This window comes from Bradyrhizobium septentrionale, from assembly GCF_011516645.4.
Taxonomy (GTDB): domain Bacteria; phylum Pseudomonadota; class Alphaproteobacteria; order Rhizobiales; family Xanthobacteraceae; genus Bradyrhizobium; species Bradyrhizobium septentrionale.
In genome coordinates this window covers 7,639,441-7,652,682 of sequence record NZ_CP088285.1, presented here as the reverse complement: position 1 = coordinate 7,652,682, position 13,242 = coordinate 7,639,441, and the positions used below count along the sequence as shown (strand labels likewise).

Sequence of the window (13,242 nt, the reverse complement as noted above, 5' to 3'; positions counted from 1 at the left end):
CGATCGGACGGGTCGCGTCACCTGGGTTGCGCGCTGGGCCTCTCCCACCAGGTCTCCGGCAGGTAGCCCGTCAACGCCGTGGTCGAAGGCCGTTCTATCCGATTCCAGCGCGCGATCCATTGCTCTCCCGAGTTAAATAGGGGGATAGCGTAGAAGCCCGACATCAAGGCCCGGTCCAGCGCGCGCACCGCCGAGACGAAGGCCGGCTGCTCCCGCGCCACCAGCAGCGCCTCGATCATGGCGTCGATCGCCGGATCCTTGACGCCCATGTAGTTTCGTGTGCCCGGCACGTCGGCGGCCTGGCTGCCCCAGTAGAACCACTGCTCGTTGCCCGGCGACAGCGACTGGTCCCAGCGGATCGGGATCATGTCGAAGTCGTAGGCGACCCTGCGCTGCTCGAACTGCACGGCGTCGACCACCCGCACCGCGGCGTCGATGCCGGCGCGCTTGAGGTCGCGCTGGTAGGCAAGGGCGATCCGCTCGTGTTCGCGGGTCGTGACCAAGATCTCGATCCGGAGCGGCGTCCCGGTCGAGCGCTGCTTCAACACGGTGCCGTCGAGCGCGTAGCCCGCGTCGGATAGCAGCGTCAGCGCATTGCGGAGAGCAATGCGGTCGCGCCCTGATCCGTCCGTGACCGGCAGGCGGTAGCGGCCATCGAGAATGTCGGGCTGGATATGCGACGCATACGGTTTCAGGAGTTCGCGCTCGCGCGCGTCGGCGGGGCGCTCATAGGCTGACAATTCCGATCCGGCAAAGTAGCCGCCCGCGCGCGAATAGAGCTCGAAATAGTAGATGCGATTGACCCATTCGAAATCGAACAGCAGCGCCAGGGCCTGACGCACTCTGACGTCGGCGAATTTCGGCCGCCGGCTGTTGAACACCAAATATTCGGAGGGCCGCGGCGTGCCGATCTTGATGGCGTCGCGGAGCACCTCGCCATTCTTCACCGCGGAGAAGTCGTAGCCGTCGTGCCAGCGCAGCGGCTCGGGCTCGGTGCGGAAATCGTACAGGCCGCGCTTGAACGCCTCGAACTGGCTGTTGACGTCGCGGTAGTAATCGAGCCGGATCTCGTCGAAATTCCACATGCCGCGGTTGACCGGCAGCTCGCGCCCCCAATAGTCGGGATTGCGGGTGAAGGTCACGCTGGCGCCGGGCCTGACCGCCGTCACGCGGTACGGGCCGGAGCCGATCGGCGGCGCGAATGTCGTCTCCTCGAATTTGGCGACGTCCGTGGCGTGGCGCGGCAGGATCGGCATCAGGCCGAGGATCAGCGGCAATTCGCGATCCGAGACGCCGCCAAAATCGAACCGCACCGTGAGCGGGTCGAGCACTTCGGCCTTTGCGACTTTCGAATAATACTGGTGATGCAGCGGACGGCCGTGATCGCGGAGCAGCGCCAGCGAGAACACCACGTCGTCGGCGGTCACCGGTTGCCCGTCCGAGAAGCGCGCGCGCGAATCGATATGGAAGGTGACGTAGCTCCTGTTGTCGTCGGTCTCGACGCTGCGGGCGAGCAGGCCGTACAGGGTGAACGGCTCGTCATTGTTCCGCACCATCAGGCTCTCGTAGACATAGCCGCGCTCGTAGGCGTAGCCCCGGAGCTGCTGCACGGCGAGCCCCCTGACGATCAGCGGATTGAGGCTGTCGAAGGTGCCGTCCCGGGGGCTCAGCACCAGCCGGCCACCCTTGGGGGCGTCGGGATTGGCGTAGGGCAAATGGGTGAAGTCCGGCGGCAGCGCCGGGGCGCCATGCATCGCGATCGCGTGGCTCTCGGCGGCTGGCGCAGGGGCAAGCCCGATCGTCAGGAATGCCAGGACGAAAGCCGAGGCGAGCCAGAGTACGGCCGACGCGGCGCGCCCCACACGCCCGGGAACGCGTCTGTGAGGCGCCGGTTTTGATTCGCGAAACGTCACGCCCCAAGGTTTATCACAGGCTGCTGAAACCCGCCGTGACAAGCTCGCAAATGCGCTTGTCGGCATTGATCTTTCCGTGCGCCGCTGTATTGAAGGCGTGCAATTGGATGGGCGGGAACGCCAGTCACGTATCCGCCTCAATTGACTAGGAGACAGCCGCCCAAACGGCTATGTGTCGGCGCCTGCAGCGGTTTCGGGCGCTGCCGTTCAGAAAGGGTTTTCCGCAATGAATTTCCGTATCTTGGCCGCCCCGGTCCGGCCGCATGGGCGAATTGTCGCCCTGATGGCGGCGACGGCTCTGTCTGCAGCGCTCCTGGTTCCTGCCGCTCAGGCCCAGCAGCCCGCAGCGCCGACGCCCGCGCCAACGGCACCGAAGGCAGCGCCCAAGGCGGCACCCAAGGCAGCTCCGAAGGCGCCGGCTCCGGCAGCCCAGGCGCCGGCCCAGGCACCGGCCGCCGCCGGTCAGCCGCCCGCTGCGGCCGCCCAGCAGCCGCCGCAGGACCAGCAGATCCAGCTGATCTACGCCCCCTGGACCAAGTTCTGCCTGAAGGGCCAGGAAGCCAACGCCAAGCAGGTGTGCTTCACCGGCAAGGACGGCCGCATCGAGTCCGGCCAGCCGGTGATCGCCGCCGTGATCATCGAGCCGGAAGGCGAGCCGAAGAAGATCCTGCGCGTCACGCTGCCGCTCGGCATGCAGCTCGTTCACGGCACCCGCATCATCGTCGACGGCAACCCGCCGCAGCAGGCGCCCTATGTGATCTGCTTCCAGAACGGCTGCATGTCCGACTATGAAGCAACGCCCGAGCTGATCGCCAACATGAAGAAGGGCCAGAACCTCGTGGTCCAGGCGATCAATTCGAACGGCGCGCCGCTGACGCTGCCGCTGCCGCTCAACACCGAATTCGCCAAGGCCTATGACGGCCCGCCGACCGATCCGAAGGTGTTCGAGGAAAACTCGAAGAAGCTGCAGGAAGAGTTGCAGAAGCGCGCCGAAGAGCAGCGCAAGAAGCTGGAAGGCGCGGGCGGCAGTGGCGCTACGCCGGCTCCGGCGCCGGCCAACCCGGCTTCCAAGTAAAAATACTATCAAGCGTTCAAAACAACGCGAGACCAGCAAAAGGCGCCCGGAAGGGCGCCTTTTTTGTCATGCGATACAGACTGGCTGATGGCAGCCTGCCGCGCTGGTTGTCGTGCACATCGTGTGCGATGTTGGTTGCAGGCACTTCGATTGCGCCGAGCTGCGAGCGCGCATCGTTGGTGTCTTGTCCGGACAATTCCGGCGTCGAAGCACAATCATAAATCCGATACGGGAGGCCAGACGAAAGCGCGGTAAGCGCCTTCGACGCGCAAGCACGCGCGTTTGTTTCCGCGAACCCTGGCTGCCGTGCGGACAAGTGATGACGCGAGACGATCGGACATCCGTCGTTCGCAGTCATGGAAGTCGCTCAATGTCCCACCAAGTCAAAACGCAGCGGCGCGAGCCGGTCTCCCGGCCTTCGCAGCAGCCGACCGGCCGTGCCGCGGCGGATGCTGGTGTCCGCGTCCACCAGGACAATGTCCCCAGCGCCTTTCATCCCGGCATCGTGCATCTCGCGCTGGCGATGGGCGGGTTCGCGATCGGCATCGCCGAATTCGCGACCATGAGCCTGCTGCCGTTCTTCGCACATGATCTCCACATCAGCGAACCCCAGGCCGGTCACGCGATCAGCGCCTATGCGCTCGGCGTCGTCGTCGGCGCGCCCGTGATTGCGGTGCTGTCGGCGCGCATGAGCCGGCGGACGCTGCTGATCGCGCTGATGGGCTTCTTCGCGCTGATGAACGGCCTTTCGGGGCTCGCACCCGACTACCACACGATGCTGGCGCTGCGCTTCCTCGCCGGGCTGCCGCATGGCGCCTATTTCGGGATCGCCATGCTGGTCGCGGCATCGCTGGTCCCGACCGACAAGCGCACGGCGGCCGTCGGCCGCGTGCTGCTCGGGCTCACCATCGCGACGACGATCGGCGTGCCACTGGCCAACGGGGTGGGGCAGGCGATCGGCTGGCGCTGGGCATTCGCGATCGTGGCCGGTCTGGCGCTACTGACCGCCATCCTGGTCCTGATCTTTGCGCCGCGCGATGCCGCCAACGGCAACGCGAGCCCGTTGCGTGAACTCTCGGCGCTCGGGCGCAAGCATGTCTGGCTGACGCTTGGGATCGGCGCGATCGGTTTCGGCGGCCTGTTCTCGGTCTACACCTATCTGGCATCGACCATGCTGGCGGTGACGCACACATCGCCCGCGCTGGTGCCGGTCACGCTGTGCGTGTTCGGCGCCGGCCTCACCGCCGGCAACATCATCGTGCCGCGCTTCGCCGATCGCGCGCTGATGGCCACGGCCGGCGGGCTCCTGCTGTGGTCGGCGGCGACGCTGGCGCTGTATCCGCTGGCGGCCACCAATTTCTGGACGCTGAGCGCCGACGTGTTCCTGATCGGACTGGGCGGCGCGCTTGCGACCGTGTTGCAGACCCGGCTGATGGACGTCGCGGGCGAAGCGCAGAGCCTCGCTGCGGCGCTCAACCATTCCGCCTTCAACGTCGCCAACGCGCTGGGGCCGTGGCTCGGCGGAATGGCGGTTGCCGCCAGCTATGGCTGGACGTCGACCGGCCTTGTCGGCGCAGGACTGGCACTGGCGGGCTTTGCGGTCTGGGCGATCGCCGCGGCGCTGGCCGCGCGGGAGGGGGTATGAGCAGAGCAGCGCTAATGCCGCGGCGTTTGCCGGACGAGCGCCGTGGGTCAGTTCAGCGACGGATTGCGCGGACGGTAGCCGCCCGACTTGTCCTTCACGAAGATCTCCGCGACCTGCGAATGCCGGATCGGCTCGCCGGAATCGTCGGGCAAGAGGTTCTGCTCAGACACATAGGCGACGTACTCGGTCTCCGAGTTTTCCGCGAGCAGATGGTAGAACGGCTGGTCCTTGTGCGGCCGCATGTCCTCGGGGATCGACAGCCACCATTCCTCGGTGTTGTTGAACTCCGGGTCGATATCAAAAATCACGCCCCGGAAGGAGAACACCCGGTGACGGACGATCTGCCCGATCTGAAACTTGGCGGTGCGCGCTTTGATCATGGTTCGTCGATAGACCAACATTGTGGCCGATGCTAGGGGCATGGCGGCGAATTAACCCAGGGTTTACCGATTCCAGCCCTGCAAAAACGACCCAGAATCTGGCCGAGAAACTACTTTCAGAATGATCGATATCCTCAATCTGGCGCTGCCGTATTTCGGCTTGATCTTCATCGGTTACGCGTGCGGCAAAGCCAAAGGTTTGCCCGAGAGCGGGCTCGCCTGGATGAATTTCTTCCTGCTTTACGTTTCGTTGCCAGCGCTGCTGTTCGGGATCATGTCCAAGACCCCGTTCGCGGAGCTGAACAACCCACCATTCCTGATCGCCACCACGCTCGGAACCGTGACCGCGTTCTTCCTGGCGATGCTCGCAGGCAAGCTGATCGGAGGGCTCTCGCTGCGCGAGGCGACGCTCGCGGGCCTGTCGGGCGCTTACGGCAATATCGGCTATATGGGCCCAGGCCTCGCGCTCGCCGTGCTCGGCACCAAGGCGGCGGCGCCGACCGCGCTGATCTTCTGCTGCGACAGCATCTTCCTGTTCTCGATCGTGCCGCTCCTGATCGAGCTCACCGACCGCGACCATCCCTCGTTGCTGCACGCCTTCGGCGTGGTGCTGCGGCAGATCGTGCAGAACCCGCTGATCATGTCGGCCGTGTTCGGAGCGCTGGTCGCCGCGTTCCACATTCCGCTGCCGGTCGCGCTCGACCACACCATCCAGTTCCTGCAGAACGCCGCGGCGCCGATGGCGCTGTTCGTGCTCGGCATCACCGTGGCGCTGCGGCCGTTCGAGCGGGTGCCGTGGGAGGTGCCCGGCGTGGTTGCGATCAAGCTCCTGATCCATCCCCTGCTGGCATTCGCCCTGATGCTGCTGTTCGGCCCGTTCGCGCAGCCCTGGGCTGCGACCGCGGTGCTGATGGCCTCGCTGCCGCCGGCGCTCAATGTCTTTGTGATCGCACGGCAGAACGACACCTGGATCGAGCCGGCGTCGGTCGCGGTCTTGATCGGCACCTTCGCCTCGGTGGTCACGCTGACCAGCGTGATGTGGTTCATCCAGAGCGGGCGGCTGGTGTTTCCTTAAGAGGCCCTGAAGATCAGCGCCGCCATGACGGCGCGAGGCCCTCGCGCATCGCGAGCCGCCGCAGCGGACCGAATGCGCCGATCAGATGCAGGCCGGCAGCCCGCGCCGTCTGCACGCCGAGGAAGTCGCTCAGCAGCGACCGGTTGGCGATGTCGATCGCCCAGGTCCGGCTGGCGACGTCAGGGCGCCGCGCTGCCTGGTAGCGCGACAGCACATTTGGCGCGCCGGGATCTTCGCCGCGCGCGATCGCTTGGCCTGTGATCTCGGCGATATCGGCGGCATCGCGCAGTCCCATATTGAGACCCTGCGCGCCGATCGGCGGCAACACATGCGCGGATTCCCCGACCAGCGCGACGCGATCTTTGGCAAACTGCCGGGGCCGCTCGATGGCGAGCGGGAACACGTGGCGGCCGGGCTGGACCTCAACGCGGCCGAGGATCGAATGCGACTGCCGCTCCGCCGCATCGGACAATTCGCCGTCGCCGAGCGCCATCAGCCGTTCGGCCTCCCTGGGCGCCGAGACCCAGACCACGCTGCTTCTGTTGCCGCTGAGCGGCACGAACACGCAGGGGCCGTGCTCGGTGTGAAACTCGGTCGAGATGTTCCGGTGCGGCCTTGTATGGGTGATGTTGAAGGTGAGGGCGGACTGCCCGAGCTCGCGGCTGACCACCTCGATGCCGGCGGCCTCCCGGGACAATGAATTGCGCCCGTCGGCGCCGACCACGAGCCGGGCCCGAAGCGCCTGACCCTGCCGCGTCACCACGGCGACCGCGCCATCATCCGGTCGCACCGAGGCGGCCTCGTCGTCGAACCGCGTCAGCGCGGCCATCTCGCCGGCGCGGTCCTCGAGCGCTGCGACCAGCGAGCGATTGTCGATATTGAAGCCGAACTGCTCGCGGCCGATCTCCTCGGAGGTGAAGCGCACCTCGGGCGCGCGGATCAGCCGGCCTGTATCGTCGACGAGGCGCATGGTCTTGAGCGCCGCCGCCTTGTCGCTGCAGCGCCGCCAGACGTCGAGCCGGTCCAGGATATCGGTCGAGGCGCCGAGCAGGGCGGTGGTCCGGTTGTCGGCGTAGGGCACGCGGCGGGCCAAGAGCGCTGTCCGCGCGCCGGTATCCGCCAGGGCGATCGCGGCCGTCAATCCGGCCGGGCCGCCGCCTATTACGATAACGTCATAATCCTGCGGGCTGTCGGTCATATCAGGACATTTGACATGGTTGGCCCGATTTTCAAGCCATCGGTAACCACCAAAAGTTTCCAACGGTTTGCGCGGCGGAACGCCGCAAGACTGCATATGCAAAGCGGGCCGATTCCTGATAGCACTTCGGCCGATGGATCACACCAGCCAGGGGGATGCGTTGAGAGAGCGGATGCGGACCGCCGCATTCACCGTTCATATTTTCACGGCGCTCGGCGCCGGGGTCGCGCTGCTGGCGATGCTGGAAGCCGTGCGCGAGCACTGGGCCAACATGTTCGCCTGGCTCGGGATCGCGCTGATCATCGACGGGATCGATGGCCCGCTGGCGCGCCGGTTCGACGTGGTGCGGCTGCAGCCGAACTGGTCGGGCGAGGTGCTCGACCTGGTGGTCGATTTCGTCACCTATGTGTTCGTGCCGGCCTATGCGATCACCGCGAGCGGCCTGCTGCTGCCACTGGCCGCGCCGATCCTCGGCATCGGCATCGTGGTGTCGAGCGCGCTGTATTTCGCCGACCGCCGCATGAAGGCCGACGACAACCATTTCCGTGGCTTCCCGGCGCTGTGGAATGCGGCGGCGTTCTATCTGTTCCTGCTGCATTTGCCGCCGGTGCTGTCGACGATCGTGGTCGCGGCGCTGATCGCGCTGACCTTTGCCCCGTTCCATGTGCTGCACCCGCTCCGCGTGGTGCGGCTGCGCTGGCTGACGCTGTGGCTGCTCGGCGCCTGGGCGCTGCTCGGCGCGTACACGCTCGCCAACGATTTCGTGGTCGGCGCCCCGATCACCTTCGGTCTCTGCGCCATCGCCGTCTACATCGTCGGCAGCGATACCGTGATCCGCCGGATGAAAGCCTTCAGAGCATGATGCAATTGATCACCAGCCCGGAAGCCTGGGCTGCGCTGTTGACCCTGACTGCGCTCGAGATCGTGCTCGGCATCGACAACGTCATCTTCCTGTCGGTGATCGTGTCGCGGATCCCGCCCGCGCAGGCCAAGCGCGCGCGGCAGATCGGCCTGATCCTGGCGCTGGTGTTCCGCATCCTGCTGCTCTCGATCCTGGTCTGGCTGATCGGCCTGACGCAGCCGGTGATCACCGTCAAGGACGTATCGCTGTCGTGGCGCGATATCATCCTGATCGGCGGCGGCCTGTTCCTGATCGCCAAGGCGACCCACGAGATCCACGGCGAGGTCGAGGCGCGCGAGGCGGAGGCCGACGACAAGCCGAGCGCCAGCGCGTTCTTCTGGGTGATCGTGCAGATCATCATCATCGACCTCGTATTCTCGCTGGATTCGATCATCACCGCGATCGGCATGGCGCAGGATATCGAGATCATGATCGCGGCGGTCGTGATCGCCTGCGCCATCATGTACATCTCGTCGGGGCCGGTGGCGCGGTTCGTCGCCGAGCATCCGACCACCAAGATGCTGGCGCTGGCGTTCCTGGTGCTGATCGGCGTGGCGCTGGTGGCCGACGGCTTCCAATTCCACATTCCACGCGGCTACATCTATTTCGCGATCCTATTCTCGGTCGCGGTCGAGATGTTCAACGTGCTGGCCAAGCGCAACCGCAGGAAGGCGGCGCGCCGGGGTTCCGCGCCGCTTGGTTGACAAGCCGGCGCCGATGGCATTCGCTCGCGTGACGCTGATATCTGAGGGGAGCGACTGACATGACCAAGGCTGTGCGCGTGCACAAGGTGGGGGGCCCGGAAGTCCTGACCTATGAGGACGTCGAGGTCGGCCCGCCGGGGACGGGCGAAGTCCGGATCCGCCAGCACGCGGTCGGCCTGAACTTCATCGACGTCTATTTCCGCACCGGCCTCTACAAGGCGCCCGGCCTGCCGTTCATCGCCGGCAACGAGGCCGCGGGCGAGGTTTTGGCCGTCGGCCCGGGGGTGACCAATTTCCATGTCGGCGACCGCGTCGCCTATTACTACAACCTCGGCGGCTATGCCTCCGAGCGCGTCATCCCGGCGGACAAGCTCGTCAAGCTGCCCGACCACATCACGTACGAGCAGGGCGCCGTGCTGATGCTCAAGGGGCTCACGGTCTGGTATCTGCTGCACAAGACCTTCAAGGTCGAGCAGGGCCATCGGGTGCTGATCCACGCCGCGGCCGGCGGCATCGGCCTGCTGGCCTGCCAGTGGGCGCACGCGCTCGGCGCCAATGTTATCGGTACCGTCGGCTCCAAGGCGAAGGCCGACATCGCGCTCGCCAATGGCTGCGACCACGTCATCCTCTACAACGAGGAGAATTTCGTCGAACGCGTCAAGCAGATCAGCCGCGGCGAGCTCTGCGATGTCGTCTATGACGGGGTCGGCAAGACCACCTTCCCGGGATCGCTGGCCTGCCTCAGGCCGCGCGGCCTGTTCGTCAGTTTCGGCAACGCGTCGGGTCCGGTACCGCCGTTCCCGCTCGCCGAGCTCAACAACCACGGCTCGCTGTTCGCGACACGGCCCAAGCTCAACGACTATGTCGGCACCCGCAAGGAACTGCTCGAAGGCGCCGACACGCTGTTCGCGGCCGTGATCAACGGCAAGCTGCACGTGCCGATCAACCACGCCTATGCGCTGAAGGATGCGGCGAAGGCGCATATCGAGCTGGAGAGCCGGGCGACCACGGGCGCGGCGATTTTGAGGCCGTAGAGGTGCAATGGTCGCAGCCGCTTTGCCGGACGGGTGAGTCCGGCAAAGTGGTGGTCCCGCGAGGACTCGAACCTCGAACCTTCGCGTCCGCAACGCGGTGCTCTGTCCAATTGAGCTACGGGACCCATCATACCCTGGCTAAGCCACCCGCCGTGCCGCGCCGACCTTGGTCAGCACCGTCTCCAGGCAGTCGGTCAGCGCAAGAATCTCCTGCCGCGTGACGTTGAGCGCCGGCATGAAGCGCAGCGTGTCCGGCTGCGGCGAGTTGATGAGCACGCCGGCGGCAAACGCCTCGGCGACGACGGCCGCGCCGATCGGCATCTTGAGATCGAGCGCGAGCAGAAGGCCACGGCCCCTGATGTCGCCGAGCCCGTGCCGCGCCGACAGCCGCTGCAATTCGCGCTCGAGCAAGAGGCCGGCATCGACGACCGATTTCAGGAAATCGGGCTGGCCGACCTGGTCGAGCACGACAAGGCCGGCGGCGCACATCAGCGGATTGCCGTTGAAGGTGCCGCCCTGATCGCCATGGTCGAAACACGAGGCATGCTCGGTCGCGAGCAGCGCCGCGAGCGGCACGCCGCCGCCGATGCCCTTGCCGAGCGTCATGATGTCGGGCGCGATCCCGGCATGTTCGTAACCGAACAGCTTTCCGGTCCGGCCCATGCCGGTCTGGATCTCGTCGACGATCAGGAGCAGCCCGCGCTGCTGGGTGAGCGCCCGCAACTCCCTGAGAAACTGATCCGTCGCGGGCCACACGCCGGCTTCGCCCTGGATCGGTTCGAGCATCACCGCAACCGTGGACGACGTGATCAGCTGCCGCACCGACTCGATGTCGTTCAGTTTTGCTTTCCGGAAACCCGAGACCTTTGGCTCGAACAGCGGCTCGAACGCCTTCTTGCCCGAGGCCGACATGGTCGCGAGTGTCCGGCCGTGGAAGCCGCCTTCGAAGGTGATGATCTCGTGCGCGGCGTTCTTGTACTTGGCGCCGTATTTGCGCGCGAGCTTGATTGCGCCTTCATTGGCCTCGGCGCCAGAATTGGCGAAGAACACCTGGTCGAAGCAGCTCTTGTCGACCAGCATCTTCGCCAGCTTCAGGCTCTGCTCGTTGTAGAACGCCGGGCTCGGCGTCAGCAGCCGTCTGGCCTGCGCGGCCAGCGCATCGGCAACGATGGTCGGCGAATGGCCGAGGGGATTCACGGCCCAACCCTGCACGAAGTCGAGAAAGCGATTGCGGTTATGGTCCCACAAATACGAGCCGGCGCCGCGCACGAACACGACTTCAGGGCGGGCAGTGATGTCCATCAGCGCGTCGAACGGATGCGTGGCGTTGGTCATGTCGATCTCCTCTGGGTCAGTGTTGGGAAAGGGCAGGCCGAAAAGCGAGAAGGCCGCGCTTTGGGGCGCGGCCTTCTCGAAAACCTTGGCTGATTTTAGCTAATCAGCGCTGGCGTCGGACATGGCGCAGCCCTTCATCGTCGCGGGTGCGACGACGGCGGATGGCCTGGCGGTGGGTCCGGTTCAGCTTCATGGCGCAGGGCCATACAGCGGGAGGGCAGGCGATGTCAAGCGGGAGCTGACATCGCGGGCAATGGCTCGCGGAGCGTGTTAGGCTGCCACGAGGCAATCTTGGAGGTGGCGCCGTGATCAAGCTTCTGATCGAACGAGATATTCCGGCCAGTTTCGACGTGACCGATGACGCTCAGGCAGCGCGGCATGCGCGGATTGCGTTGGACGCCATCGTCGCGACCCAGGGCAAGATGCACTGGCTGTGCACCTATGCGACCGATGATCGCAAGCTGTTCGGTCTCGTCGTGGTCGAGAGCGAGGAAGTCATCGATGCCTATGTGCGCAATGCTGGCATCGGCACCTCGGTCCGCATCCATCGCGTGCTGCGTACGCTCGACCCGGCACTCGCGGCTCCCGCGCAATAGTCTGGACCAGCACGCTGACAGCGCGTCATTCGACGCCATAGCGCGCGAATTCCCTGGCGATGTCGGACTGAATCGCCTGGGCGGCAGCTATGTCGGCCTGTGCCGCGTCGGCATCGCCCTTCTTGCGCCGTGCGACGCCGCGGCCATAGAGAGAGCTCGGCAGTTTCGGGTTGATCTTCAGCGCCGCATCGAAATCCGCTGTCGCGGCGTCAAGCTCGCCGAGCTTCAGGCGGCAGATTCCTCGGCTGTCGAGCGTGTAGGGATCGTCCGGCTTCCATTGCAGCGACTGCTCGCAATCCGCGAGCGCCTGCTGCGCCTGGCCCAGGATCACGCGCGTCAGGCAACGCGCGTTGAGCGCTGCCGCGTATTTCGCATTGAACTTGATCGCGTTGCTGAAATCGTCGAACGCCCGCGGGTAATCCTGCCGTCCAAGATGCAGGTTGCCGCGCGCGTAGTAGTCGCGGGAGCCGGCCGGATCGAGCCGCAGCGATTGATCGAGATCGGCGAGCGCCCGATCGATCTCGCCACGATCGCGAAACAGCCGGGCGCGATTGCCGTAGGCCGGCGCATAGCGGGGATCGAGCCGGAGCGACGTGTTGTAATCGGCCAGCGCGTGTTCGAAATCGTCGCGGCCGCGATAGGCATTGCCGCGATTGTAATAGGCGAGCGCAAATTTCGGATCGAGACGGATGGCGCGATCATAGTCGGCCATCGCGCGATCCGGCTGCTTGGCGTCGACGTAGGAGTTGCCGCGATTGTTGTAGTACCAGGCGTCCTTCGGGCTGAGGCGGATGGCTTCGTTGTAGTCGGCGATGGCGAGAACAGGTTCGCCACGGTCGCTGTAGGCGATGCCGCGGTTGTAGTATGCGATCGCATCCCTGGGATCGAGTGCGATGGCCTGATCGAGATCGGCGATGGCGGCCGCGACATCGCCCTTGCGGCGATAGGCCTCGCCGCGGTTGGCCAATCCCTTGGCGCGCATCGGCTCGTATTTGATCACGTCCGTGAAGTCGGCGATCGCGCGATCGAGATCGTTGCTTTCGAGATAGGCGCTGCCGCGGTTGAGGGAGGCGCCGGCGCGCTGCTTCCCCCGCAACTTGCGCAGGGCAAGGAGAAAGCTGCAGCCCCCGATGCGCTGTGCGGGGTCTTTCCTGCCGAAGCACCAGGCCTGTGCGGTGGTTTCGGAGGACGGCTGCGGCTCGGCGAGGGCGGCCGTCGCGGCGAGCGGCGGCGCGAGCCAGATCAGGACGGCGACCGCCAGCCGGCCGCGCACCAACAGTTGCTTCCATGAATGCCGCAAGACCAGGCTCCGCGCGACCAAATGGCCGCCACTGCTTTGTGAGCCCAGGCTGCCGCCGGGTTCACAGGAACGGGCGATGCCCGGCA

Annotated in this window: 13 protein-coding genes and 1 tRNA gene; 7 read left to right on the top strand and 7 right to left on the bottom strand. The window is 65.8% G+C overall.

Annotation, left to right across the window (positions count from 1 at the left end; all coding sequences use genetic code 11):
• Positions 1-17 precede the first annotated feature (17 nt).
• The gene (locus HAP48_RS38245; protein ID WP_166215544.1) at positions 18-1,754 is read right to left on the bottom strand and encodes an extracellular solute-binding protein; all 1,737 of its coding nucleotides are present in this window, start codon (positions 1,752-1,754) and stop codon (positions 18-20) included.
• Positions 1,755-2,139: 385 nt separating this feature from the next.
• Here HAP48_RS38245 and HAP48_RS38240 point away from each other — a divergent pair, with 385 nt between their 5' ends.
• Complete coding sequence (locus HAP48_RS38240; protein ID WP_166205048.1) at positions 2,140-2,988, top strand: invasion associated locus B family protein; 849 nt, start codon at positions 2,140-2,142, stop codon at positions 2,986-2,988.
• 16 nt (positions 2,989-3,004) lie between these two features.
• On the opposite strand, the gene HAP48_RS38235 is transcribed toward HAP48_RS38240, so the two are convergent.
• Positions 3,005-3,346, bottom strand: coding sequence for a hypothetical protein (locus HAP48_RS38235; RefSeq protein WP_166205047.1), 342 nt, complete (start codon positions 3,344-3,346; stop codon positions 3,005-3,007).
• Positions 3,347-3,358: 12 nt separating this feature from the next.
• On the opposite strand from HAP48_RS38235, the gene HAP48_RS38230 reads away from it, so the two are divergent.
• Positions 3,359-4,633 carry an MFS transporter gene (locus HAP48_RS38230; protein WP_210292739.1) on the top strand — a complete coding sequence of 425 codons (1,275 nt, stop codon included), beginning with the start codon at positions 3,359-3,361 and terminating at the stop codon, positions 4,631-4,633.
• A 47-nt stretch (positions 4,634-4,680) separates the two neighbouring features.
• Here HAP48_RS38230 and hspQ read toward each other — a convergent pair whose 3' ends face one another.
• The gene (gene hspQ, locus HAP48_RS38225; RefSeq protein WP_024584048.1) at positions 4,681-5,013 is read right to left on the bottom strand and encodes a heat shock protein HspQ; all 333 of its coding nucleotides are present in this window, start codon (positions 5,011-5,013) and stop codon (positions 4,681-4,683) included.
• Between the two features lie 121 nt (positions 5,014-5,134).
• On the opposite strand from hspQ, the gene HAP48_RS38220 reads away from it, so the two are divergent.
• Positions 5,135-6,088 (top strand): AEC family transporter, encoded by a 954-nt coding sequence (locus tag HAP48_RS38220; protein WP_166205046.1) that lies wholly within the window; start codon positions 5,135-5,137, stop codon positions 6,086-6,088.
• 13 nt (positions 6,089-6,101) lie between these two features.
• Here the strand turns inward: HAP48_RS38220 and HAP48_RS38215 are convergent, their stop codons facing one another.
• Positions 6,102-7,286, bottom strand: a complete 1,185-nt coding sequence (locus HAP48_RS38215) for a UbiH/UbiF family hydroxylase (protein ID WP_166205045.1) — start codon at positions 7,284-7,286, stop codon at positions 6,102-6,104.
• 133 nt (positions 7,287-7,419) lie between these two features.
• Between HAP48_RS38215 and pcsA the strand changes: the two genes are divergently transcribed.
• The 3 genes from pcsA to HAP48_RS38200 are packed head-to-tail and all read left to right on the top strand — an operon-like array spanning position 7,420 to position 9,925.
• Positions 7,420-8,148: a phosphatidylcholine synthase gene (pcsA, locus tag HAP48_RS38210; protein ID WP_166205044.1), complete on the top strand. Its 729-nt coding sequence runs from the start codon at positions 7,420-7,422 to the stop codon at positions 8,146-8,148.
• Complete coding sequence (locus tag HAP48_RS38205) at positions 8,145-8,891, top strand: TerC family protein (protein ID WP_166205043.1); 747 nt, start codon at positions 8,145-8,147, stop codon at positions 8,889-8,891. Before pcsA ends, HAP48_RS38205 begins: the two co-directional genes overlap by 4 nt.
• A 59-nt stretch (positions 8,892-8,950) precedes the next feature.
• Positions 8,951-9,925 (top strand): quinone oxidoreductase family protein, encoded by a 975-nt coding sequence (locus HAP48_RS38200; protein WP_166205042.1) that lies wholly within the window; start codon positions 8,951-8,953, stop codon positions 9,923-9,925.
• A gap of 48 nt (positions 9,926-9,973) precedes the next feature.
• Here HAP48_RS38200 and HAP48_RS38195 read toward each other — a convergent pair.
• Positions 9,974-10,050 (bottom strand) — tRNA-Arg (locus tag HAP48_RS38195).
• Between the two features lie 13 nt (positions 10,051-10,063).
• Positions 10,064-11,260, bottom strand: coding sequence for an acetylornithine transaminase (locus HAP48_RS38190; protein ID WP_166205041.1), 1,197 nt, complete (start codon positions 11,258-11,260; stop codon positions 10,064-10,066).
• A 305-nt stretch (positions 11,261-11,565) separates the two neighbouring features.
• Between HAP48_RS38190 and HAP48_RS38185 the strand changes: the two genes are divergently transcribed.
• A complete protein-coding gene (locus HAP48_RS38185) occupies positions 11,566-11,856 on the top strand; it encodes a DUF4242 domain-containing protein (RefSeq protein WP_166205040.1) in 291 nt (96 codons plus the stop codon).
• Between the two features lie 25 nt (positions 11,857-11,881).
• On the opposite strand, the gene HAP48_RS38180 is transcribed toward HAP48_RS38185, so the two are convergent.
• Complete coding sequence (locus tag HAP48_RS38180) at positions 11,882-13,156, bottom strand: tetratricopeptide repeat protein (RefSeq protein WP_166205039.1); 1,275 nt, start codon at positions 13,154-13,156, stop codon at positions 11,882-11,884.
• Positions 13,157-13,242 lie beyond the last annotated feature (86 nt).

What these genes read in the sequence shown, in the direction of transcription:
- HAP48_RS38235 (WP_166205047.1), bottom strand. Translation starts at nt 3,346, where the DNA reads ATGACTGCGAACGACGGATGTCCGATCGTCTCGCGTCATCACTTGTCC.
- pcsA (WP_166205044.1), top strand. Translation starts at nt 7,420, where the DNA reads ATGGATCACACCAGCCAGGGGGATGCGTTGAGAGAGCGGATGCGGACC.
- hspQ (WP_024584048.1), bottom strand. Translation starts at nt 5,013, where the DNA reads ATGATCAAAGCGCGCACCGCCAAGTTTCAGATCGGGCAGATCGTCCGT.
- HAP48_RS38200 (WP_166205042.1), top strand. Translation starts at nt 8,951, where the DNA reads ATGACCAAGGCTGTGCGCGTGCACAAGGTGGGGGGCCCGGAAGTCCTG.
- HAP48_RS38240 (WP_166205048.1), top strand. Translation starts at nt 2,140, where the DNA reads ATGAATTTCCGTATCTTGGCCGCCCCGGTCCGGCCGCATGGGCGAATT.
- HAP48_RS38220 (WP_166205046.1), top strand. Translation starts at nt 5,135, where the DNA reads ATGATCGATATCCTCAATCTGGCGCTGCCGTATTTCGGCTTGATCTTC.
- HAP48_RS38190 (WP_166205041.1), bottom strand. Translation starts at nt 11,260, where the DNA reads ATGACCAACGCCACGCATCCGTTCGACGCGCTGATGGACATCACTGCC.
- HAP48_RS38230 (WP_210292739.1), top strand. Translation starts at nt 3,359, where the DNA reads ATGTCCCACCAAGTCAAAACGCAGCGGCGCGAGCCGGTCTCCCGGCCT.
- HAP48_RS38245 (WP_166215544.1), bottom strand. Translation starts at nt 1,754, where the DNA reads ATGCATGGCGCCCCGGCGCTGCCGCCGGACTTCACCCATTTGCCCTAC.
- HAP48_RS38215 (WP_166205045.1), bottom strand. Translation starts at nt 7,286, where the DNA reads ATGACCGACAGCCCGCAGGATTATGACGTTATCGTAATAGGCGGCGGC.
- HAP48_RS38205 (WP_166205043.1), top strand. Translation starts at nt 8,145, where the DNA reads ATGATGCAATTGATCACCAGCCCGGAAGCCTGGGCTGCGCTGTTGACC.